This is a genomic window from Cupriavidus oxalaticus, assembly GCF_038900635.1.
Lineage (GTDB): Bacteria > Pseudomonadota > Gammaproteobacteria > Burkholderiales > Burkholderiaceae > Cupriavidus > Cupriavidus oxalaticus_B.
Window position 1 is genome coordinate 74,081 of record NZ_JAYMRX010000019.1, and the last position, 23,506, is coordinate 97,586.

The 23,506-nt window shown below is 66.8% G+C and carries 18 protein-coding genes; 11 read left to right on the top strand and 7 right to left on the bottom strand.

Going from position 1 to position 23,506, the window contains the following annotated elements:
- The first annotated feature begins 9 nt into the window (after positions 1-9).
- The 3 genes from VSR71_RS25250 to VSR71_RS25260 all read left to right on the top strand — a co-directional run bounded on the left by VSR71_RS25250 (position 10) and on the right by VSR71_RS25260 (position 5,436).
- Complete coding sequence (locus VSR71_RS25250; RefSeq protein ID WP_342916513.1) at positions 10-2,283, top strand: FdhF/YdeP family oxidoreductase; 2,274 nt, start codon at positions 10-12, stop codon at positions 2,281-2,283.
- Positions 2,284-2,396: 113 nt separating this feature from the next.
- A complete protein-coding gene (locus VSR71_RS25255; protein WP_342916514.1) occupies positions 2,397-5,180 on the top strand; it encodes an ATP-dependent Clp protease ATP-binding subunit in 2,784 nt (927 codons plus the stop codon).
- Positions 5,181-5,238: 58 nt separating this feature from the next.
- Entirely contained in the window at positions 5,239-5,436 is a 198-nt protein-coding gene (locus VSR71_RS25260) for a hypothetical protein (protein WP_342916515.1), read from the top strand.
- Between the two features lie 105 nt (positions 5,437-5,541).
- Here the strand turns inward: VSR71_RS25260 and VSR71_RS25265 are convergent, their stop codons facing one another.
- The 6 genes from VSR71_RS25265 to fdnG form a co-directional block, all read right to left on the bottom strand.
- Positions 5,542-5,685: a DUF1345 domain-containing protein gene (locus VSR71_RS25265; protein ID WP_342916516.1), complete on the bottom strand. Its 144-nt coding sequence runs from the start codon at positions 5,683-5,685 to the stop codon at positions 5,542-5,544.
- Complete coding sequence (locus VSR71_RS25270; RefSeq protein ID WP_342916517.1) at positions 5,682-6,659, bottom strand: Dyp-type peroxidase; 978 nt, start codon at positions 6,657-6,659, stop codon at positions 5,682-5,684. The genes VSR71_RS25265 and VSR71_RS25270 overlap by 4 nt, the downstream gene beginning before the upstream one ends.
- Before the next feature lie 164 nt (positions 6,660-6,823).
- Positions 6,824-7,687: a formate dehydrogenase accessory protein FdhE gene (fdhE, locus tag VSR71_RS25275; protein ID WP_342916518.1), complete on the bottom strand. Its 864-nt coding sequence runs from the start codon at positions 7,685-7,687 to the stop codon at positions 6,824-6,826.
- Complete coding sequence (locus tag VSR71_RS25280) at positions 7,684-8,349, bottom strand: formate dehydrogenase subunit gamma (protein ID WP_342916519.1); 666 nt, start codon at positions 8,347-8,349, stop codon at positions 7,684-7,686. The genes fdhE and VSR71_RS25280 overlap by 4 nt, the downstream gene beginning before the upstream one ends.
- Positions 8,346-9,263 carry a formate dehydrogenase subunit beta gene (fdxH, locus tag VSR71_RS25285; RefSeq protein WP_342916520.1) on the bottom strand — a complete coding sequence of 306 codons (918 nt, stop codon included), beginning with the start codon at positions 9,261-9,263 and terminating at the stop codon, positions 8,346-8,348. Before fdxH ends, VSR71_RS25280 begins: the two co-directional genes overlap by 4 nt.
- Positions 9,260-12,349 carry a formate dehydrogenase-N subunit alpha gene (fdnG, locus tag VSR71_RS25290; protein WP_342916583.1) on the bottom strand — a complete coding sequence of 1,030 codons (3,090 nt, stop codon included), beginning with the start codon at positions 12,347-12,349 and terminating at the stop codon, positions 9,260-9,262. The genes fdxH and fdnG overlap by 4 nt, the downstream gene beginning before the upstream one ends.
- Before the next feature lie 679 nt (positions 12,350-13,028).
- On the opposite strand from fdnG, the gene VSR71_RS25295 reads away from it, so the two are divergent.
- From VSR71_RS25295 to VSR71_RS25310, 4 genes are all read left to right on the top strand, one after another.
- Complete coding sequence (locus VSR71_RS25295) at positions 13,029-13,733, top strand: esterase (RefSeq protein ID WP_342916521.1); 705 nt, start codon at positions 13,029-13,031, stop codon at positions 13,731-13,733.
- 52 nt (positions 13,734-13,785) lie between these two features.
- Positions 13,786-15,408 carry an ATP-binding protein gene (locus VSR71_RS25300; protein WP_342916522.1) on the top strand — a complete coding sequence of 541 codons (1,623 nt, stop codon included), beginning with the start codon at positions 13,786-13,788 and terminating at the stop codon, positions 15,406-15,408.
- Between the two features lie 67 nt (positions 15,409-15,475).
- A complete protein-coding gene (locus VSR71_RS25305; RefSeq protein ID WP_342916523.1) occupies positions 15,476-16,066 on the top strand; it encodes a sigma-70 family RNA polymerase sigma factor in 591 nt (196 codons plus the stop codon).
- A 46-nt stretch (positions 16,067-16,112) separates the two neighbouring features.
- The gene (locus tag VSR71_RS25310) at positions 16,113-16,316 is read left to right on the top strand and encodes a zf-HC2 domain-containing protein (protein ID WP_342916524.1); all 204 of its coding nucleotides are present in this window, start codon (positions 16,113-16,115) and stop codon (positions 16,314-16,316) included.
- 206 nt (positions 16,317-16,522) lie between these two features.
- Here VSR71_RS25310 and VSR71_RS25315 read toward each other — a convergent pair whose 3' ends face one another.
- On the bottom strand, positions 16,523-16,909 hold the full coding sequence (locus VSR71_RS25315; RefSeq protein WP_342916525.1) for a hypothetical protein: 387 nt from the start codon (positions 16,907-16,909) through the stop codon (positions 16,523-16,525).
- Between the two features lie 258 nt (positions 16,910-17,167).
- On the opposite strand from VSR71_RS25315, the gene czcI reads away from it, so the two are divergent.
- From czcI to VSR71_RS25335, 4 genes are all read left to right on the top strand, one after another.
- Positions 17,168-17,548 carry a cation efflux protein, CzcI family gene (czcI, locus tag VSR71_RS25320; protein WP_342916526.1) on the top strand — a complete coding sequence of 127 codons (381 nt, stop codon included), beginning with the start codon at positions 17,168-17,170 and terminating at the stop codon, positions 17,546-17,548.
- 96 nt (positions 17,549-17,644) lie between these two features.
- On the top strand, positions 17,645-18,916 hold the full coding sequence (locus VSR71_RS25325; protein WP_342916527.1) for a TolC family protein: 1,272 nt from the start codon (positions 17,645-17,647) through the stop codon (positions 18,914-18,916).
- A gap of 17 nt (positions 18,917-18,933) precedes the next feature.
- Entirely contained in the window at positions 18,934-20,238 is a 1,305-nt protein-coding gene (locus tag VSR71_RS25330) for an efflux RND transporter periplasmic adaptor subunit (protein WP_342916528.1), read from the top strand.
- Positions 20,239-20,250: 12 nt separating this feature from the next.
- Entirely contained in the window at positions 20,251-23,433 is a 3,183-nt protein-coding gene (locus VSR71_RS25335) for a CusA/CzcA family heavy metal efflux RND transporter (RefSeq protein WP_342916529.1), read from the top strand.
- The last annotated feature ends 73 nt before the right edge of the window (positions 23,434-23,506 follow it).

Consider the following 23,506-nt stretch of genomic DNA (forward strand, 5'->3'; position numbering starts at 1 on the left):
GGAGCCATCATGGCCAAGCTACGCGACGTACCCGGCATCCGCAAATACGACGGCCCCGCCGGAGGCTGGGGAGCGCTGAGGGCCACCGCCACGGCGATCCGCACGCAGATGGATACCGTCAAGGCCCCGATCACGCTGCTGCGCACCAACCAGCCCGACGGCTTCGACTGCCCCGGCTGCGCGTGGCCCGACAAGGAGCACCGCTCCACCTTCCAGTTCTGCGAGAACGGCGCCAAGGCCGTGACCTGGGAGGCCACGAACAAGCGCGTGCTGCCCGAGTTCTTCGCGGCCAACACGGTGTCGTCGTTGCTGAACCGGACCGACTACGAGCTCGAAGACTTCGGCCGCCTGACCCATCCCATGGTCTACGACCGCGCCACCGATACGTTCCGCGCGGTTGAGTGGGAAGCGGCGTTCGCCCGCATCGGCGAAATCCTGCGCGGGCTTTCGCCGGACCAGGTCGAGTTCTATACGTCCGGCCGCGCTTCCAACGAGGCCGCATACCTGTACCAGCTGTTCGCGCGCGAGTACGGCTCCAACAACTTCCCCGATTGCTCCAACATGTGCCACGAGCCGACCAGCGTCGGCCTGCCGCGCTCGATCGGCATCGGCAAGGGTACCGTGTCGCTGGACGACTTTGACCAGTGCGAGCTGATCCTCTCGATCGGGCACAACCCGGGCACCAACCATCCCCGCATGATGGGGACGCTGCACGAGGCATCGCGGCGCAAAGTGCCGATCCTGGTGTTCAACCCGCTGCGCGAACGCGCGCTCGAGCGCTTCGCGGACCCGCAGAACATGCTGGAGATGGCGACCTACGGCTCCACCCGGATCGCGTCGTCGTACTTCCTGGTGCGGGCCGGAGGCGATGCCGCCGCCATCAAGGGGATCATGAAAGCGCTGCTTGAGCTGGAAGCCAGCCAGGGCAACGTGCTGGACCATGACTTCATTGCCGTCCACACCGAGGGCTTCGAAGCGCTGGCGGAGGACCTGGAGGCGACCGCATGGGCGGATATCGAGAAGACCAGCGGCCTCGCGCGTGCTGACCTGGAACTGGTCGCGGCGGCGTATGCAAAGTCGAACGCCACCATCGTCACCTATGGCATGGGCGTGACGCAGCACAACGAAGGCACGGCCAATGTCCGCCTGTTGTGCGACCTGCTGATGCTGCGCGGCAACTTTGGCAAGCCCGGTGCCGGCATCTGTCCGTTGCGCGGCCACTCCAATGTGCAGGGGAACCGGACCGTCGGCATTACCGAGAAGCCCTCGGCGGATTTCCTGCAGCGGCTTGCCGACACCTTCGGCTTCAGCCCGCCAGCCGCGCACGGGCACGACGCCGTCAGGGCGATGCAGGCGATGATCGATGGCAACGCCAGGGCGCTGTTCTGCCTGGGGGGAAACTTCGCGGTCGCATTGCCCGACCCGGACCAGTGTTTCCCCGCCATGGGCAAGCTCGACCTGAGCGTCCATGTCGGCACCAAGCTCAACCGCACGCACCTGCTGGTGGCCAGGGAGACCTACCTGCTGCCCTGCCTTGGGCGCACGGAACTGGATGTGCAGGAAACCGGGCCGCAATCGGTGACGGTGGAGGACTCGATGTCGATGGTGCATGCCTCGGCCGGCAAGCTGGCGCCGGCCTCCGCGTTGCTGCGCTCCGAGCCCGCCATCGTTGCGGGCATTGCCACCGCAACCCTGCCGGACAGCAAAGTGCCATGGCTGGAGCTGGTTGCCGACTACGACAGGATCCGCGACCTGATCGAAAAAACGGTGCTGGGCTTCGGGGACTTCAACACGCGCGTGCGGGTGCCCGGCGGGTTCCGCATGCCGTTGCCGCCCACCGAACGCAAATGGGAAACGCCGTCGGGCAAGGCGGAGTTCTACGTGTTCAAGGGGCTCCACGAAGACAAGGAGGTCCATGCCGACGATGTGCTGCGGCTGGTGACGATCCGCAGCCACGACCAGTACAACACCACCATCTATGCCATGGATGACCGCTACCGGGGTGTGTTCGGGCGCCGCGATGTGCTGTTCATGAACGCGGCCGACCTGGCTGCGCGCGGCCTGGAACATGGCGACCTGGTTGATATCGAGACCATCGCGGCGGGCCGGCAGCTGCGTGTCGACAAACTGACGGCGATCGAATACGAGATCGCGCCGGGCTCGGTCGCCGCCTACTACCCGGAGGCCAACAGGCTGGTGCCGCTCGACTATATCGACGAGGACAGCGGCACGCCTTCCTACAAGTCCGTGCCGGTGCGCGTGGTGCGCTCGGCGGTGACGTAAGGGCGGGCCATCCGTCTTCCTTTGATTCCAGGCGCCGTTGCAAGCCGTACCGGCGGCGTGCCACGGCCTTCCGTTGACGCTGAACGCGACCTACCTGTGGAGGAAAGTCCATCATGCCGACCCTATGCGAAATCTGCAATGCGCGTCCCGCCGTGGCGCGCGTCACCGTGGTGCAGGACGGCCAACGCAAGTCCATGTCGATCTGCGACTACGACTACCGGCAGCTGCTGCGCCACCAGGACATGCTCAATCCGTTCGATTCGCTGCTCGGCGGGGGCGGCTTGTCCCGCTTCTTCGGCGGCCTCGGGGATGGGGCCGACGATGACGGGCAGGGTGGGTTCGCGGCCGAAGTGCCGCGCGAATCCGTCGACGTGACCGACGCCTTCAGCGAACAGACGCTGGCGTTGCTGCAGCGCGCGGCGGAAAAGGCCCATGAGTTGCGGCGCAATGAACTCGACACCGAGCACCTGCTTTATGTGCTGTCCGATACCGACGTCTGCGTTGCGCTGCTCAAGGAGCTCAAGCTTTCGCCGCAGGACCTGCGGGGCTATATCGACGCGCATGCGAAGGCCGGCAGCGCCGCGCCGGACGCGGCGATCGAGCGAATGACAATCTCGCCGCGCCTGAAGAAGGCGTTCCAGTATGCGTTCCAGGCGTCCCGCGACCTGGGGCATTCCTACGTTGGCCCGGAGCACCTGCTGATCGGGCTCGCTTCGGTGCCCGACAGCATCGCCGGGACGCTGCTGAAGAAGTATGGCGTCACGCCCGAGGCGCTGCGCCAGAAGGTGGTGAAGGTGGTGGGCAAGGGCGCGGAGGACGGCCGCGTCGACACGCCGACCGGCACGCCCACGCTGGACAAGTTCGGCCGCGACCTGACCGCGATCGCGCGGCAGGGCAAGCTCGATCCGGTGCTGGGCCGCGCGCAGGAGATCGAGAACACGATCGAGGTGCTGGCGCGGCGCAAGAAGAACAATCCGGTCCTGATCGGCGAGCCCGGCGTGGGCAAGACCGCGATCGTGGAAGGACTGGCGCAGCGCATCGTCAACGGCGACGTGCCGGAAGTGCTGCGCGGCAAGCGCCTGGTCGAGGTCAACCTCAATGCTTTGGTGGCGGGCGCGAAATACCGCGGCGAGTTCGAAGAACGTGCCAAGCAGCTGATCGATGAGGTCACCGCCAAAAATGAAGAACTGATCCTGTTTATCGACGAGCTGCACACCATCGTCGGCGCGGGGCAGGGCGGTGGCGAGGGCGGCCTCGACATTGCCAACGTGCTCAAGCCCGCGCTGGCGCGCGGCGAACTGAGCCTGATCGGCGCGACCACGCTGAACGAGTACCAGAAGTACATCGAGAAAGACGCGGCGCTGGAACGGCGCTTCCAGCCGGTGCTGGTGCCGGAGCCCACCGTGGAGCAGACCATCGTCATCCTGCGCGGCCTGCGCGACAAGCTCGAGGCGCATCACCAGGTCACCTTTGCCGACGACGCCTTTGTCGCCGCGGCGGAAATGTCGGACCGCTACATCACGTCGCGCTTCCTGCCGGACAAGGCCATCGACCTGATCGACCAGGCCGCGGCGCGCGTGCGCATCGGCTCGACCTCGCGCCCCGCCGAGATCCAGGAACTGGAGGCGGAGATTGCCCAGCTCAAGCGCGAGCAGGACTATGCCGCGTCGCGCAAGCGCTTCGACGAGGCCAAGGCCTTCGAGGACCGTATCACCGGCAAGCAAAAGCAGCTCGATGAGCAGACCGAGGCCTGGCAGCGCAAGACCGGCTCGGAAACGCTCGAAGTCACGGTCGCGGCGATTGCCGAGGTGGTGTCGCGCCTGACCGGCATCCCGGTGACCGACCTCACCCAAGAGGAGCGCCAGAAGCTGCTGCAGATGGAGGCGCGGCTGCGCGAGCGCGTGGTGGGGCAGGATGACGCGGTGGTCGCGGTGAGCGACGCGGTGCGCCTGTCGCGCGCGGGACTGGGCCAGGCCAACCGGCCGATCGCGAACTTTCTTTTCCTCGGCCCCACTGGCGTGGGCAAGACCGAACTGGCCAAGGCGCTGGCGGAATCGGTGTTCGGCGACGAGCAGGCCATCATCCGCATCGACATGTCCGAATACATGGAGCGCCACGCGGTGGCACGGCTGATCGGCGCGCCGCCGGGCTATGTCGGCTACGAGGAAGGCGGGCAGCTCACCGAGCGGGTCCGGCGCAAGCCCTACAGCGTGATCCTGCTGGACGAGATCGAAAAGGCGCACCCCGACGTGTACAACGTGCTGCTGCAGGTATTCGACGACGGCCGCCTGACCGACGGCAAGGGCCGCGTGGTCGATTTCAGCAACACGGTCATCATTGCCACCAGCAACCTGGGCGCGCCGATCATCATGGAGAACCTTGGCAAGCCCGAGGCAACGCGCATGGATGACAAGGCCTTGCGCGAGGCGCTGATGAAAGTGCTGAAAGGGCATTTCCGCCCGGAGTTCCTTAATCGGATCGACGACATCATCGTGTTCCATGCGCTCTCGCGCGAGAACATCCGCGCCATCGTGCAGATCCAGCTCGAGCGCGTGGCCCGCACCGCCGCCGCGCAAGACATCACGGTCACATTCGATGCGGCGCTGGTCGATCATCTGGTGGAGGTGGGCTACCAGCCGGAGTTCGGTGCGCGCGAGCTGCGGCGCCAGATCCGCCAGCAAGTCGAGACCACGCTGGCCAGGGAGATCCTGGGCGACAAGCTGGCACCCGGCGACCGTGTCGAGGTGGGCTATGACAAGGACAGCGGCGCGGCGACGTTCAGGAAGCTCGCCGCGGCGCGCAAGCCCAAGGCCGGCAGGGCCAGCGCCAAGGCTGCTTCGCCCAGCAAGACGGACGGCGCCGATGCTGCCGATGTTGCCGGTGACGCCACGGCATGAGCACGGCAGGCGGACGTGCAGACAATAGTCCAGGCAGCTTTATGCAGGAGGTTCGACCATGCAGGAGTTCGACTTTTACATCAATCTGCAGAAACCGACGTTGGGACTCTATGTGCGCAAGGGCGCCGGGCTTCCTGACCTTGCGGATGCAAAGCAATGGCAGCTGGAAGGAACCGTCTCCGCGACGGAGGTGCCACGCGATGCCCTGAACGGGCTGGAGGCCAACGGCCACGCCTTCCAGGAACTGGGCGGGTAATCACGCCATGTGCGGCCGCGATTGCGCGATGGAGCGCGGCCGCCCGGCGAACTCCCCGGCAAACGGAGCAAGCCGCCGTCTTCCGTTACAAGCCGCCCAGCGCGTTCACCGTGAAAGCCAGGATCCCCATGTTGAAGAGGAATGCGGCAACGCAGTGGCCCAGCACAGCACCACCTTGCGCATATGGGCGCCGGTGATGGTGACGTCGGAAGTCTGGAACGTCATGCCAAGCGTCAGGCTGAAGTTCACGCTGATGCGCGGGAAGCGCCATCGGCGGGCCCGCAGCGCTCCGCCAGCGCTTCGAGCAGGTCGGCCGACGGGACGAAGAACAGGCCGCCGGTGACGGCCCGGCTGAAGTCGAGCAGCCGGTCGTAGTTGCCGGGCGGCCGGCCCACGAACATGTTCTCGAGCATCTGTTCGATCGGTGCCGGCGAACGGGCGTAAGCGATGAAGTAGGTGCCGAACTCCCCCGCACCGGGGCGGCCAAACACCATGTTGTTACGCAGGATCTTCACTTCCTTCCCGTTTTCGTCGAGCGTGGTCAGCGAACTGTGCGAGTTCGACGGCTTGGCACTGGCGTCCAGTTCAATGTCCGTCAGCTTCTTGCGCCCGATGATCAGCTCTTGTGTCTCGACCGGCAGGGCGTTCCATCCGGCCATGTCGTGCAAGTATTTCTGCAAGATGACGTAGCTGCCGCCCGCGAACCTTGCGTCTTCCTCTCCGATCACTGTGAAGCCGACGGCTTCGCGGCCGGTCGGATTCTCGGTGCCATCGACAAAACCGACCATCGCGCGCATATCGAAGTTGCGAAAGCCGTGCACTTCGTCGACTACGCGGACCGCGTCCCCCAGCTTGCCGAGCAGTTGCGTGGCAAGCTCGAAGCAAAGGTCCATCGCTTCGGCGCGGATGTGCAACAGCAGATCGCCCGGCGTTGCCGGGGCCACGCGCTCACCGGCGCCGAACTCGCGGAACGGATGCAGCGCGGCGGGACGGGGCGCGCCGAAGAGCCGGTCCCATGCCTGCGAACCGAAGCCGCAGACACAGGACAGGTTGCCGTCCGGCACGCGATGGCCGACGGCGCGTACCAGCGCGGCAACGTCGGCACACCATGCGCGCACGGTTTCGGCGTGGTCGTCGCCATCGACGAGCGTCGCTACGAGGAATATCGCGCTGCGGGTGACCGCATTTGAAACAGCCTGGGATTCGGGGAGACTGGTGGGCATCGGAATCTATGTGTTGTTCAGGCCAATCCGTTTGCGCGCAAACGGGGGAGAATTCCACACGTAAGAGTATACGAACTGCCCGGCTTCTCTCGCGCTGCATTGCCTCATGGCGCGGCAGTGTGTTTTGGGGGGCAACCGATACGGGTCTTAATGCGGGCACCGTTTCATCCCGGCAAGGCGAACGGATTGAACCCGGTACGTTGAAAGCCTTCCGCGGTCACGGCACCGTCCAGGGCCAGCGTGGCCAGGTCATCGGCCACTGCTTCGGCGCGCGGATCCCGTTCCAGCGAGACGACTTTCAGGTAACCGTGGCACACACCACAACTTTCGGCCCGCACCGTGGCTTCGGCGGTGTCGAAGCTGAGGTAGTCAAGGTCCGCGGCGGAGCCACAGTTGGAGCATCTGGCCCGCACCATGTGCCACGCGCTCTCGCAGAGCGCGCAATGCAGGTAGCGCATGCCCTGGCGCTCGCCGGTCAGGATCAGGCTTGCCACGGGCGCTGTGCCGCAGACCGGACAGGTCGGCGGCTCGGCGGTGCCGCTGCCATGCACCGGCGCCGCGCGCGCGGCGGTGGCGCATTGCAGCGACAGCGCAGCCCAGAGCAGGGGCGCGATGGCCGCCGGCACGGCGTTAAAGCGGCCCTCGGCCAGGGCCCGGGCGGCCGCAAGGCGTGCTTCCGCGGCAGTGCCGCGCAGTGCCGCGAGGTGCGGTGCGACCGGCGCGGGAACGTCCTGCCCAAGCCGCTCGATGAGCCGGTCCAGCAGGGCCTGCAATTGCCCCGCATGCGGTATCGCCCTGGCTTTCACCGGCCCACATTCGCCGGCCACGGGCAGCAGGGATGCCTGCACCTCGGTCACGCGGGCAGCCCAATGCAGATAGCCGTCATGGTCGTGGCCTTCGGCCAGCACGCGCAGGCGGGCGGCGCGGCGGCTGTAAAGTTCGGCGAGGTCTGGCTGGATCAGCGGGGTGAAATGCCGGGATGCCTGGTCCGGTGGCAGCGCCCCCGCGCGGTTCGGATGCTGGCTCATGCGCCACGCCCTCTTGCGCTTGCCGCCTGCGCGTCCTTCGCTTCCAGTTCGCCATGCCACCGGTCATGGTGTTGCCTGGCCCAGGCGCGCGAGACGTACCCCGTCACCATGCCCGTGATTGAGCCGCGCACCCAGAGTGCCAGATAGATGTGGCCTACGATCAGCAGGATCAGCCCGATCCCCGCCACGGCATGGGTCAGGATCGCCAGGCGGAGCACGGGAATCGGGAAATACTCGGCGAAGTACGCGCGCCACATGATCAGCCCGGAAATCATCAGGACCAGTATGGAAGCCATGATGAGCCAGAACAACACCTTCTGGCCGGCGTTGTATTTGCCGATCTGCAGCGGTTCGCCATCATGCTTGTTCATCAGTACTTCCCGGATGCGGCGAAACCAGATCGCGTCAGTGCGCGCCGGCATGTTGTAGCCCACGAAGCGCGCGAACATGTAGCAAAGCCCCGCGAACACCGCGATGCCGAGGAACGGGTGCAGCAGCCGCGCCATCTGCGGCGTGCCAAGCAGGCCGCTCATCCAGCTCACCGTCGGGAAGAACCATGATATGCCCGACACCGCTGCAAGGAAGAAGCACAGTACGACCGCCCAGTGGCACAGCCGCTCGGCGAACCCGGTGCGCAAGATCCTGTCGTTGTTGGTCGTCATTTCCCGTCTCCGCTTGCCGTGCCGTCAGTTGCAGAGTCAGTCGCGCCGCCATCGTGGCCGGTGTCGGTGGTATTCGGCCCGACTGCCATGAAATGCGCGGCCATGCCCACGACCGCCGCCGCGCCGACTACCGCGGCGGCGGGCTTCAGGCCATCCTTCCAGCCGGCGACGAGCGCGCTGATCTCAGGATCCTTCGGCAGGCCCGCGTAGCGCTTCGGGTCGTCGGCATGCTGCAGCACGTACATCACGTGGGTGCCGCCGACCCCCGCCGGGTCATACACGCCGGCCTTGGCGTAGCCGCGCTCGTTCAGCTCGGCCACGCGCTCGGCGCCGAGGGACTGCATCTCCGCCTTCGAGCCAAAGGCGATGGCGCCGGTGGGGCAGCTCTTGACGCAGGCAGGCTCCTGCCCGACCGCGACGCGATCCGAGCACAGCGTGCATTTGTAGGCCTTGTCGTCCTTCTTGGAAATGCGCGGCACGTCGAAGGGACAGCCCGCGACGCAATAGCCGCAGCCGATGCAGAGGTCGGACTGGAAGTCGACGATGCCGTTCGCATACTGCACGATGGCGCCGGGCGCGGGACAGGCTTTCAGGCAGCCGGGATCCTCGCAATGCATGCAGCCATCCTTGCGGATCAGCCATTCCAGCTTGCCGGCCTGGTCTTCATGCTCGGTGAAGCGCATCAGGGTCCAGGTGTCGGGCGACAGGTCGCGCGGATTGTCGTAGACGCCGACGTTCTCCTGCACGTCGCCGCGCAGGTCGTTCCATTCATTGCAGGCGACCTGGCACGCCTTGCAGCCGATGCAGATCGAGACGTCGATCAGCTTGGCCACTTCCATCTGGTGGTCGCGGATGCGGGGCGCCGGCGTCAGGTCGGACGAGGCCGAGCGGCGGATGATGTTCTGCGAGTTCATGCCTGGGCTCCGGCCATCTTTTCAATGTTGACGAGGAATGCCTTGAATTCCGGGGTTTGCGAATTGGCGTCGCCAACGCCTGGCGCCAGCGTGTTGGCGAGATAGCCCTTGCGCGTCGCGCCCTCGAAGCCCCAGTGACAAGGGATGCCGACCTGCTCGACGGTCTGTCCTGCTACCTGCAGCGTGCGCATGCGCTTGGTCACCACGGCCTTGGCCGTGATGTAGCCGCGCCGGGTGGTGATCCGCACCGTGTCGCCGTGGCCGATGCCCTTGTCCGCGGCCAGCTTTTCGCCGATCTCGACAAACTGCTCGGGCTGCAGCATGGCGTTCAGGTGCGAGTGCTTGGTCCAGTGGCGGAACAGTTCGGTCACCGAATACGTCGTCGCGACATACGGGAACTCGGTGCGGTTGCCCAGCCGCTGCAGATCGTTCTGGAAGATGCGCGCGGTCGGGTTGTGGGTGACCCTGGCGTGCAGCGGATTGTTTGCGATCGGGCTCTCCACCGGCTCGTAGTGCTCGGGGAAGGGGCCGTCGATCATGCCGCCGGCAGAGAACAGGCGGCCCACACCTTCGGGCAGCATGATGAAAGGCCCCACGGATGTGCCGGGCGCCGCGTTGAGCGGAAAGTCCGGCACGTCAGCGCCCGCCCATTGCTGGCCATTCCAATGCAGGATCCGGCGTTTGGGGTCCCAGGGGTTCCCCATCTCGTCCATCGAGGCGCGGTTGTAGAGGATGCGGCGGTTGGCGGGCCAGGACCAGGCCCAGCCGGGGGTATTGCCGAGCCCGGTGTCGGTGTTGTCGCGCCGGGCCATCTGGTTGCCGGCCTCGGTCCAGGAGCCGGTGAAGATCCAGCAGTAGCTCGAAGTCGTGCCGTCGTCACGCAGTTGCGCGAAGGAATCCAGCAACTGGCCCTTGCGCAGGATCTTCTTCCCGCTCTGGTCGAAGACATCCGCCAGCGCGTAGCCGTTGGCCTCCTTGGCCATTTCCTCGGGATGCGGGCTGTAAGGATCGTGATAGGCCTCGGCGTCCCAGGTCATGTGCAGCACCTGTTCGGGGCAGGCGCCGCCTTCGGTTTCGTACAGCCGGCGCAGCTCCATCATGATGCCGCCGAGGATGGCCGGATCATGCCGCGCCTCGCCCGGCGGCTGCTGGCCCGCATAGTGCCATTGCAGCCAGCGGCCGGAGTTCACCACGGTGCCGTCCTCTTCAGCAAAGCAGCTCGACGGCAGCCGGAAGACCTCGGTCAAGATCTCCTCGGTCTTGACGTCGTTGAACTTGCCCTCGTTGCGCCAGAAGTTCGAGGTCTCGGTCACCAGCGGGTCGATGACCACCAGGAACTTCAGTTTCGACAGGGCGGCAGAGGACTTGTTCTTGTCAGGCATCGCCGCCAGCGGATTGAAGCCCTGGACGACATAGCCGTTGACCTTGCCCTCGTACATCAGGTCGAAGTACGCCAGCATGTCGTAGCTGCGGTCCCATTTCGGCAGCAGGTCGTAGGCCCAGTCGTTCTCCGCCGTGGCATGCTTGCCGAACAGATTCTTCTGCAACGAGACGAAGAACTTCGGCAGGTTCTTCCAGTAGTTCACCTGGTCGGGCAACAGGGCGGCAGGCGTGGCATCGGCCAGGTACTGCTTGAGCGTCTGCTGCCTGTCCGTGGGCAGGTCCATATAGCCCGGCAGCCGTACCGACAGCAGGCCCAGGTCGGTATAGCCCTGGATGTTGGAGTGGCCTCGCAGCGCATTCACGCCGCCGCCCGCCATGCCGACATTGCCCAGCAGCAGCTGGATCATGGCCGCGCCGCGGATGATCTGCGCGCCGCCGGTGTGATGCGTCCAGCCCAGCGCATACAGCCAGGTCAGGGTCTTGTCCCTGGCCGAGCACGCGCCCACGATCTCGGCGATCCGCAGGAAGTCCGCCTGCTTCACGCCAGTGATTTCCTCAACCTTCTCGGGCGTGTAGCGCGACACGTGCTGCTTGAGCAGGCTCAGCACGCAGCGGGGATGGCGCATCGAGGGATCGCGCTTCGCGTTGCCTGCACCGTCGCGTTCATAGGTCCAGGAGGACTTGTCGTAGCTTTTCTTCTCGGGATCGAAGCCTGAGAACAGCCCCTCTTCAAAACCGAAATCTTCCCGCACGATCAGTGACGCGTTGGTGTACGCGCGCACGTAATCGTGCTGGATCTTGTCGTGCCGCAGCAGCCAGTTGACCAGGCCCATCAGGAAGGCCGCGTCCGATCCCGCCCGGATTGGCGAGAAGATGTCGGCCACCGCGGCAGTGCGGTTGAAGCGCGGATCGATGACGATGACCTTGGCCTTGTTCTTGATCTTGGCCTCGATGACCCACTTGAAACCGACCGGGTGCGCCTCGGCCGGGTTGCCGCCCATGATCATGACGACATTGGAGTTCTTGATGTCCACCCAGTGGTTGGTCATCGCGCCGCGCCCGAACGACGGGCCCAGTGCCGATACCGTTGGCCCGTGGCACAGCCGCGCCTGGCAGTCCAGACCCAGCATGCCCAGCGAGCGGGCGAACTTGAAGTCGAGAACCCCCGTTTCGTTGGAGGCCGCCGACGAGGCGAGCATGCCTGAACTCAGCCAACGGTTCACCAGCTGGCCCTTCTCGTTGCGCGCGATGAAGTTTTTGTCGCGGTCGTCCTTCAGCAGCCGGGCGATCCGCTTCGTCGCATCGTCCCAGCTGATACGTACCCATTCCTTCGCGCCGGGCGCACGGTATTCGGGATACAGCAGCCGGTTTTTTGAATGAACGATGTCCAGCAGCCCTGCGCCTTTGGGGCAGAGCGACCCACGGCTAACCGGGTGATCGGGATCCCCCTCGATGTGGAAGATGCGGGGTTTTGCGTTCTTGGCGCCGTCGCCAAGGGAATACATCAAGAGGCCGCACCCGACCGAGCAATAGGTGCAATTGTTGCGCGTCTCCTTCGCACGCAGCAGCTTGTAGGGGCGCACACCGGCCGGGGCCTGCGCCCAAACTGTACCCATGCCCAAGGCCGAGGCCGAGGCGGCAACAGACCCTGCGCCAAGAATCTTGAGGAACTGGCGACGTCCAATATGGGTGGGTGTAGTCATCGTAGTCTCATCGTCATTTCTTCTTCCGCCAATCCCGGTAACCAGGGTTTGGAGGGTCTCCGCTTTTCTAATGTCTGAGAAGGATTGCCGACGGGTGCTGATGCCGCTGCTCATGGTCATCCTGCAGCGCTGAAGGGAGAGCCATTCCTGATCGGACTCGTCGCCTTGGCCGGCGTGCTTGATGTCTCCAGGAGGGATCAGCGTCTCCGTGCCCTGCTGGGCCACCGGCAAGACCATACCTTTCGCGCAAAGATATCCGCCTGCCGACTGAAGGTAAATTCAGCGATTCTTTGGCGGCCTATAAAGAATCCATTAAGCGACGAATTGGAGGAGCCAGAAGACCGCCTTGCTTTGCGCGCTCGCTGAACGCTCGAATGCTCACTTCGGGCAGCGTCGGCGCTTGGGCGGAGCGGCGCCACGGCTCAGTTAATTTTCACGACTCACCAACCATGTGTTCGACGGTCTGATCGAGCATGGCAACGAAATCAAGTGCAAGCCGGCCCTGGCCGGGCGCTGGGAGATCTCGGAGGACTGCGCGACGCTCAACTTCCGGCTTCTACGCACTGGGGTGAGTTGGGTAGCGTGAGGCGGCGTTTGTATGTAATATACAAAATATCAGCTGGCGACTCAGCCTTCTGTCCCGCTGCCAGACGTTCCGCCTGACCTTCGGATCCCCGCCATGCTCGATCCTTCCCTGTTCGGCCGCCTGTCTTTTAACTTCGACGATCCGGCGCACCGTGCCGACCGGTCCGGCCCGGCCACTGCGCCGCTGCCACCGGGCCGCCACGGACTGGGCATTGCCGCCGAGCGCGATGCGGTGCTGTTCGTCCCCGAAGGCCTGGATGCCAGCACGCCGGTGCCCCTGGTGGTGATGTTCCACGGCGCCGGCGGCTATGCCGAGAAGGTCCTGCCGCACCTGGAGCCCCATGCGCAGCGGCACGGCTTCCTGGTGCTGGCGCCGCAGTCGCTCTACCCGACCTGGGACATAGTGATCGGCGGCAACGGCCCCGACCTGGAACGCCTGCACCGGGCGCTTGCGGCGGTGGCATCGCGCTACCGCATCGACCGCGAACGCGTGGGCTTCGCGGGTTTTTCCGACGGCGCCAGCTATGCGCTGTCGATCGGCATCACCAATGGCGACGTCGCCAGCCACGTGCTGGCGTTTTCCGGCGGCTTCATGTCGGTGTTCATGCAGGAAGGCGCGCCGAAGGTATTCGTCGCGCACGGACGCGACGACGAGCAGCTGCCCATCGCCACCAGTGGCCGCACCAACGCGGCCAGGCTCAGGGCCGCAGGCTATGCGGTCGAGTACGTGGAATTCGATGGCCTGCATGTGATCCATCCACCGGTGGTGCAGCGGGCCATCGCGTTCTTCCTGCAGTGAATCGTCGCCGGGACGTCCCGCGCGGGGCGCACGGCCAACGGGAGTTTGTTCGATGGATTTCGAGATTCCGGAAGCGCTGATCCACCCGCTGCTGGCCATGATCGGCACGGGCACGCCGCTCGCCCGGCAGTTGCAGGAGCATGGCGTGTGCCATGGCGACATGATGGTGTCGAGCAGGCTGTTCGACGCGCAGGCGCTGAACTCGCTCTATACGCTAAGCAAGAGCCAGGACCAGCGCGCGCTGATGTTCCAGATGCTGGCGCTCGACAACATCCACAATGCGCCGCAGGCGCGCGTCATCCCGGGGCTGGACCAGCTGATCGGCGGGCTGGTGGCGTACCTGTCGCGCGATGCCATCGACGGCTGGCTGTACCAGCGCAACCGCGACGGCGTGCTGCTGCCCTGGCTGGTACGGCGCATGCGCTACGTCGCGCCGGAGCAGGGCATGGCCTACGTGGTGGTGGACCTGCTCGCCAACACCATGCAGTCCGCCAACTCGGAGCTGACCGACCACCACAAGCGCCGTGCGGGCATGACCACATCGATGGTGATCACGCACGACGACATTGCCAACCGCACCATTCCCGAACTGCTCGCCGAATTCGGCTTCTACAAGGAGTGCGCCGAGTTCCGGCAGGAGTACGAGCACCACGCGCGGCGCTTCGTGCGCTACCAGCGCCGCTTCGGGGCGCAGTTTGTCGCCAGCGGACCGGCGTGGTCGCTCGACGCCAAGGGCGCGGCCGAACTGACGCTCGTGCCCGACGGCGCAATGGCCCGCTGCGTCAATGACGAGGAGCGGCTCGCGCGCCGTTTCGAGATGAGCTGCGATGCGTCATTCTGGCGCGAGGCCGGTGTGGAAACGGGCTTCGAGTCGGTGCCGCTGCATGGCTACTTGCATCTCTTCCACCTGGAGTGGCACCGTAATCTCTGGGTGCATGTGCAGCACCTGTCCGAGTACCGCTACCAGCCCGAGCTGCGCGACAAGCTGGTGCTGCCGGACCACCATCGCGACCTGATCGACATCCTGACCTCGCACATGGACGTGCTGGTGCCGGACTTCGTGCCCGGCAAGTCGGGCGGCACCACCATCCTGTGCCAGGGCGCGCCGGGGCTGGGCAAGACCCTGACCGCCGAGGTCTACGCCGAAGTCGTCGGCAAGCCGCTGTACCGGGTCCATTCGGGACAGCTCGGTACCACGGCGGCGTCGGTCGGTGCGAGCATGGGCGGCATCCTGCAGCGCGCCATGCGCTGGAACGCGATCCTGCTGCTGGACGAAGCCGACGTCTATATCCGCTGCCGCGACAACGACCTCGAGCACAACGCCATCGTCGCCGAGTTCCTGCGCACGCTGGAGTACTTCAACGGCCTGCTGTTCATGACCACCAACCGCATCGGCGATGTCGACGATGCCATCCTGTCGCGCTGCATCGCCACCATCCACTACGAAACGCCGGGCAAGGAGGACGCGCGGCGCCTGTGGCGGCTGCAGGCGGCGCAGTTCGGCGCGGAGCTGGGCGACGGGCTGGTCGAGGCGCTGCTGCGGGCCTATCCCAAGGCCAGCGGGCGCGATATCAAGGAGCTGCTCAAGCTGGCCACGCGCTATGCCCGCGCGCGGGAGGTGCCGCTGAGTGAAGACGTGTTCAGGCTGTGCGGGCAATTCCGGGGACTGAACTGAAGCGCGCGCGCTGAAGCGTGCGCCGGCGGTATCATGGCGCATCTCCCAACGCCGATGACGCGCCCCCATGAGCCTCGATCCTGCCGAACTGCAGGCTGTACGGCCCTACCTGCTGCGCTTTGCGCGCCTGCAGCTGCGCGATGAGGTGCTGGCGGAAGACGCGGTCTCGGAAACGCTGCTGGCCGCGCTGGAGCACCCGGAGCGCTTCGCCGGCCAGTCCTCGCTGCGCACCTACCTCGTCGGCATCCTCAAGCACAAGCTGATCGACAGCCTGCGCAGCGGCCGGCGAGAGGTGCGATTGGCACTGGTGGCGCCGGAGGACGGCGAGGCGCAGTCGGAGCAGGAGGCGCTGGACGCGCTGTTCACGCGCAACGGCCACTACCAGGATCCGCCTTCCGACTGGGGCGATCCCGAGCGCGCCTTCGAGCGCCGCGAGTTCTTCGAGATCCTGCAGCTATGCGTCGACCGGCTGCCGCCGCGGCTGGGCCGGCTGTTCATGATGCGCGAGTGGCTGGAGCTCGATACCGAAGAAATCTGTCAGGTCTTGCAGATCAGCGCGACCAATGCATGGGCCATGCTGTACCGGGCCCGCATGCGGCTGCGCGCGTGCCTGGAACTGCACTGGTTCGGAAAGCGCGGCGCTGCCGGCAAGGGCTGATCGGCCCCTGCGAACGATCTCGTCCACTTAACCCTTGGCAACGACCATGCCCGACCGCCCCGCCCGCCGCCTGCTGCCGGACTGCAAGGAAGTTCACCACCTGACCATGAAGGGGCTGGACCAGCCTTTGTCGTGGGTGGAACGGGTGCGCGTGCGCGGCCACCTGGCGATTTGCGAAGCCTGCACCGTGTTCAGCGCGCAGATGCGGACCATGCGGGAGGCGATGCGGCGAATGGGGCGTGAGGATTGAGACCTCTGTCCGTAGCCAGGGGTCGCGCCTGGATGCGCTGAACGTAAGCTGACGGCCCTGGCAAAGGCTCCCCTCTCCCGCTCGCGGGAGAGGGGTGGGGGTGAGGGCCGGAGCATCAACGGAGCGAAGCGCGTCGGTATGCCAGCGCCCGCCCTCACCCCCGGCCCCTCTCCCGCAGGCGGGAGAGGGGAGCAAACCCACGGCAATTACGCACGCGCGCCTTCGCCATACGGATCGAAACCACCCACGCGGCTGCCTTCGCTGTACGGGTCGAAGCTGCGCGCCGGGGCTGCCGACACGCCGCCGCGGTCCAGTCCGGCCACCGTGCGGGCGCCGTCCACATACAGGTCGGGCTTGCCGGCGCGGGCGCCATCGGTGAAGGCATCGTGCGAGCGGAACTCATAACCGTACTTGTCGCCAGGCAGGGTGGCGGCGGCCAGGGTGCGCGCACCGTCGGTGAAGACGTCGTGCGAGCGGAACTCGTATCCATACTTGTCGCCGGGCAGCCGTTCGGCGGCGGTAGCGGCGTGCGCGGCGCCGAGGGCGGCCAGCGACAGGAACAGTGCGGAAGCGAAGCGGGCGGTCTGGGTCATGAGTTTTCTCCAGTATTATTCGTTGAATTTGGCAGAACGTCTTGCTTTGTGTGCGTGCCGTTCATGTAACGAACTATAGGAGTCTTGATCGCGCGCAAACGGGGATGGGTATGGACAACTTGTTCAAATTAATTGAAATAGCCTTGGCTGGCTTTCCGCCGCTACGTCCGCCGTTACGTCATGACGCAAATGTAATCGGCGCGTCGCGTGAACCCCGGCCAGCCTCGGTTAAACTTGCGGCTCGCTGCCATTCCCGACATGCAACGCCTGCTCCTCATCGTCCTCGCGCTGATCCTGCCGCTCCAGTTCGCCTGGGCGGGAGCGGCCGCGTATTGCCGGCATGAGGTGGCAACGGCTGCCAAGGCGCACCTGGGGCATCACGAGCACCAGCACCAGCACCAGCAGAAAGCCGATGGCGGCCAGCATGCAACCAAGGCCGACGCCGATGTCGACAAGCTGGGCGTTGCAGATCCCGACTGCGGCGTCTGCCATATCGCCTCGGTGCCGTTCGCACGCGCCGACGGGCCACGCGTACAGGCCAGCCAGCGCGTTGCACTGGCGCAGGCCCCGCCCCAACCCGGTTTCTCCTCCCACAGCGCCAGGGCCCCCGACCGCCCGCAGTGGCCCCGTCTCGCTTAGCCGGCGAGACGACGCTATCCGCTTCCCTGACTTCTTCCTGATTCGCTGAACTCAGGCGTCTCGCCGAATTCCCGGTTTCTTTCCTGGTGCAATTCGATGCGAAGACTTTTGCTGCCGCTGGGGCTGGCGGCCGTCCTGACCAGCCCGCTTGCCGGCGTCGCCCAGACGCCACCATCCGCCATCCAACCCTCGCCTTATGCCGCCAGTGCGGGCGTAGCCGAGCCATCCGGCACGCTGACGCTGGACGCCGCGCTGGCGCTGGCCGAAGCCGGCAGCTTCGCGCTGTCCGCCGCCGGCAAAGAGCTGGACGCCACCGAGGGCGACCTGACGCAGGCGCGCGTGATTCCCAATCCCGAGCTGGCGGTGTCGATGGAAGACACGCGCCGCGCCACGCGCTCGACCACCGGCCAGTTCAACGTGCCGATCGAGCTGGGCGGCAAGCGCGCCGCCCGCATCGGCGTGGCCGAGCGTGGCCGCGAACTGGCGCAGGCCGAGCTGGGCGGCGTGCGCGCCGAACTGCGCGCCGCGGTGATCGCGCGCTTCTTCGGCGTGCTGGTGGCGCAGGAGCGCGTCAAGCTGGCCGAGGGCTCGGTCGGCATCGCCAGCCGCGCGGCGCAGGCCGCATCGCGCCGTGTCGCCGCCGGCAAGGTCGCGCCGCTGGAAGCGACGCGCGCGCAGGTCGAGCAGGCCAACGCCGAGCTGGAGCTGGCCGAGGCCACCGGCGCGCTGCAGTCGGCGCGCCAGTCGCTGGCCGCGCTGTGGGGCAACGCCGCGCCGCGCTTCGCGCAGGCGCAGGGCGACCTCGACGCGCTGCCGTCGCGCCCCGCGCCCGCCGCGCTGGAGAGCGCGCTGGAGGATTCGCCGCTGCTGGCCGCCAGCCGGCTTTCCGCCGAACGCAGCCGCGCCGAAGTGGCGGTGGCGCGCAGCCGCCAGTACCCCGACGTCACCGTCAGCCTCGGCGCCAAGCGCGACAACGAGGCCAACCGCAACATGGCCGTGCTGGGCGTGGCGATACCGCTGCCGCTGTTCGACCGCAACCAGGGCAACCTGTACGCGGCGCTGCGCCGGGCCGACCGCGCGCAGGATGTGCATGCCGCCAACCGCATCCGGCTGGCCAATGAACTGCAGCAGGCGTCGACGCAGTTGTCGGTGTCGCGCGCCGCGGCGCAGACGCTGCAGGGCTCGGTGCTGCCCGCGGCGGAGCAGGCCTATGCCGCCGCTTCGCGCGGGTTCGAGGCCGGCAAATTCAATTTCCTCGATGTGCTGGATGCCCAGCGCACCCTGTTTCAGGCGCGCATCCGCTACCTGGACGTGCTGGCCCGCACCTATGACGCGGCCGCCAGCATCGACCGCATCCTCGGACACTGATACGGAAGGCTTCAGGCATGGCAATGAGCAAGCAACAACGGGCCGCGGTGGCGGCCATCCTGGTCGCGGGGCTGCTGGGCGGCGCCGCGATCCTGTTCACGGGCAAGGGCGGCGGGTCAGGCGAAGCCGGGCATGAGCATGGCGAGCACGCCGAAAAGGGCGAGCATGCCGACCATGGCGACGGCCACGCGCACGACCAGCCGGCAAGTTCGCCGGCAAGTCCGCCGGCCAGCGCCCCCGCTGCCGCCGCTGCGCCCGCGCAGGCCGCCGACCAGCCCCACGTCATCAGGCTGACGCCGGAGCAGGTGCAGCAGGCCGGCATCGGCATCGCCACGGCAGGTCCCGCGCCACTGCGTGGCAGCGTCGACTTCCCCGGCGAAATCCGCTTCAACGACGACCGCACCGCGCACGTTGTGCCGCGCGTCGCGGGCGTGGCGCAGGCGGTGCCCGCCAACCTGGGCGAGCAGGTCGCCAAAGGCCAGGTGCTGGCCGTGATCGCCAGCACGGCGCTCGCCGAGCAGCGCAGCGAACTGCTCGCGGCGCAGCGGCGCGAGGCGCTGGCCCGCGCCACCTACGCGCGCGAGAAGACGCTGTGGCAGGAAAAGATCTCCGCCGAGCAGGACTACCAGCAGGCCCGCACCGCGCTGGAAGAGGCGCAGATTGCCGTGCAGAACGCCCGGCAGAAGCTGGTTGCGATCGGCGCGTCGGAGAGCGCCGGCAAGGATGGCAAAGGAGGCAGCCTGAACCAGTTCACGCTGCGCGCGCCGTTCGACGGCATCATCGTGGAGAAGCACCTGTCGCTGGGCGAGGCCGTCAAGGAAGATGCCAGCGTCTTCACCATCTCGGACCTGAGTTCGGTATGGGCCGAGTTCGTGGTCTCGGCGCGCGACCTCGACCAGGTGCGCGTGGGCGAGACCGTCAGGATCCGATCCACGGCCTCCGAGACGCAGGCCGAGGGCAAGGTCTCCTACGTGGGCGCGCTGCTCGGCGAGCAGACCCGCACGGCCAAGGCACGCGTGACGCTGGCCAACCCGGGCATGGCGTGGCGGCCCGGGCTGTTCGTCACCGTCAGCGTGCTCGGTGCCGCGACGCAGGTGCCGGTCACGGTGGAAGCCGATGCCGTGCAGCAGGTCGATGGCCGCAGCGCCGTGTTCGTCGCGGTGCCGGGCGGGTTTGCCATGCAGCCGGTCAGGACCGGCCGCAGCGGCGGCAGGCTGGTCGAGATCACCGAAGGCCTGCAGGCCGGCGCGCGCTACGCCGCGGCCAACAGCTTTATCCTCAAGTCCGAGCTGGGCAAGGCCAGCGCCGGGCATGAGCACTGAGCGGGAGGCGCCATGTTCGAACGCCTGATCCGCTTTGCCATCGAGCAGCGCTGGCTGGTGCTGCTGGCCGTGCTGGGCATGGCCGCGCTGGGCCTGTACAACTACACCCGGCTGCCGATCGACGCCGTGCCTGACATCACCAATGTCCAGGTGCAGATCAACACCGCCGCGCCCGGCTATTCGCCGCTGGAGACCGAGCAGCGCATCACCTATCCGGTCGAGACCGTGATGGCGGGCCTGCCTGGCCTGGAGCAGACCCGCTCGCTGTCGCGCTACGGGCTGTCTCAGGTCACGGTGATCTTCCGCGAAGGCACCGATATCCATTTCGCGCGGCAGCTGGTCAATCAGCGCATCCAGGAAGCGCGCGACAAGCTTCCCACCGGCATCACGCCGGCGATGGGCCCGATCTCTACCGGCCTTGGCGAAATCTACCTGTGGACCGTGGAAGCCGAGCCCAACGCGCGCAAGCCCGACGGCACGTCCTACACGCTGTCCGACCTGCGCGAGATCCAGGACTGGGTGATCCGCCCGCAGCTGCGAAATGTGCCTGGCGTGACCGAGGTCAATGCCATCGGCGGCCATGCGCGCGCCTACGTGGTGGCGCCCAGCCTTGAACGGATGGCGTCGTACGGCCTGTCGCTCGCTGACGTGGTGACCGCGCTGGAGAAGAACAACGACAACGTCGGCGCTGGCTATATCGAGCGGCGCGGCGAGCAATACCTGGTGCGCGTGCCGGGCCAGGTGCGCTCGCTCGACGATATCCGCGATGTCATCGTCGGCACCGCGCAAGGCCAGCCGATCCGCGTGCGCGACCTGGCCAGCGTGCAGACCGGCGGCGAGCTGCGCACCGGCGCCGCCACCGAGGATGGCCGCGAGGTGGTGCTGGGCACGGTCTTCATGCTGATCGGCGAGAACAGCCGCACGGTATCGCAAGCCGTCGACCGCAAGATGGCGGAGATCAACCGCACGCTGCCCGCCGGCGTGAAGGCGATCACCGTGTACGACCGCACCACGCTGGTCGACAAGGCCATCGCCACAGTGAAGAAAAACCTGCTGGAAGGCGCGGTGCTGGTGATCGCCATCCTGTTCCTGTTCCTCGGCAACCTGCGCGCGGCGCTGATCACCGCGCTGGTGATCCCGCTGTCGATGCTGTTCACCTTCACCGGCATGGTCCACACCCGCACCAGCGCCAACCTGATGAGCCTGGGCGCGCTGGACTTCGGCATCATCGTCGATGGCGCGGTGGTGATCGTCGAGAACTGCGTGCGGCGCCTGGCGCATGCGCAGCAACGCCATGGCCGCGCGCTGACGCGCACCGAACGCCTGCACGAGGTCTTCGCCGCCGCGCGCGAGGCACGCCGGCCGCTGCTGTACGGCCAGCTCATCATCATGGTGGTGTATCTGCCGATCTTTGCGCTGACCGGCGTCGAGGGCAAGATGTTCCACCCGATGGCGATCACCGTGGTGCTGGCGCTGCTGGGCGCGATGGTGCTGTCGGTCACCTTCGTGCCCGCGGCGGTGGCGCTGGCCATCGGCAATCGCGTGTCCGAGCGCGAGAACCGCTTGATGGCCTGGGCGCGGCGCCGCTATGCCGTGCTGCTGGACCGCTCGCTCTCGGCGACGCCGGTGGTGCTGGCGCTGGCCGGCGTGGCGGTGGCGCTGTCCCTGGCGATCGCCACGCGCCTGGGCAGCGAGTTCGTGCCCAGCCTCAACGAGGGCGACCTCGCCATCCAGGCGCTGCGCATTCCCGGCACCAGCCTGACGCAGTCGGTGGCGATGCAGCAGCAGGTCGAGACCACGCTGAAGGCGAAATTCCCGGAGATCGAACGTGTGTTCGCGCGCACCGGCACCGCCGAGATCGCCTCCGACCCGATGCCGCCGAACATCTCGGACGGCTACATCATGCTCAAGCCGCAGTCCGAATGGCCCGCGCCGCGCCGCACCCGCGACGAGCTGATTGCCGCGATCCGCGAGGAGGTTGGCAAGCTGCCCGGCAACAACTACGAGTTCTCGCAGCCGATCCAGCTGCGCTTCAACGAGCTGATCTCGGGCGTGCGCTCCGACGTCGCGGTCAAGGTGTTCGGTGACGACAACGCCGTGCTGGAAGACACCGCGCGGCGCATCGCCGCCGTGCTGCAGGGCATTGCTGGCGCGGCCGAAGTCAAGGTCGAGCAGACCACCGGGCTGCCGATGCTCAGCGTCAATATCGACCGCGACAAGGCCGCGCGCTACGGCCTCAACCTGAGCGATATCCAGGAGGCCGTGGCGATCGGCATCGGCGGCAAGGTGTCGGGCACCTTCTTCAGCGGCGACCGGCGCTTCGACATCGTCGTGCGCCTGCCCGATGCCGTGCGCGAGGACGTGGAAGCGCTGCGGCGCCTGCCGGTGGCGCTGCCCAGGGACACCGCGGCCGGCGCGCGCACCAGCTATATCCCGCTCAGTGAAGTCGCCACCGTGGAGATCGCGCCTGGCCCCAACCAGGTCTCGCGCGAGAACGGCAAGCGCCGCATCGTGGTCAGCGCCAACGTGCGCGGTCGCGATATCGGCAGTTTCGTGCCCGAGGCGGAGGCCGCCATTCGCGAGCGCGTGCGCATCCCCGCCGGCTACTGGACCAGCTGGGGCGGCACCTTCGAGCAGCTCCAGTCCGCTACCGCAAGGCTGCGCGTGGTAGTGCCGCTGGCATTGGGCCTGGTGTTCGTGCTGCTGTTCGCCATGTTCGGCAATGTCAAGGACGGGCTGCTGGTCTTCACCGGCATCCCGTTCGCGCTGACCGGCGGCATCCTCGCGCTGTGGCTGCGCGGCATCCCGCTGTCGATCTCGGCGGCGGTGGGCTTTATCGCGCTGTGCGGCGTGGCGGTGCTGAACGGGCTGGTGATGCTGTCGTTCATCCGCTCCCTGCGCGAAGAAGGCGTGGGGCTTGACCAGGCGATCCGCGACGGCGCGCTGACGCGGCTGCGGCCCGTGCTGATGACCGCGCTGGTGGCTTCGCTGGGCTTCGTGCCGATGGCGCTGGCCACCGGCACGGGCGCGGAAGTGCAGCGTCCGCTGGCCACGGTGGTGATCGGCGGCATCCTTTCGTCGACGGCGCTGACCTTGCTGGTGTTGCCGGTGCTGTACCGGCTGGCGCACAGGAATGATGAGCCGGTGGCGGAGGCGGTGCAGGATGGCGGTGAACTGGTGACGTCGAAATCCTGACGCAACGCCCGTAAGAGGTGGAAGTCACCGGGTCCGCGCGGAAGCGGGAACCCGGTGGCGCTGGACCGCCGCC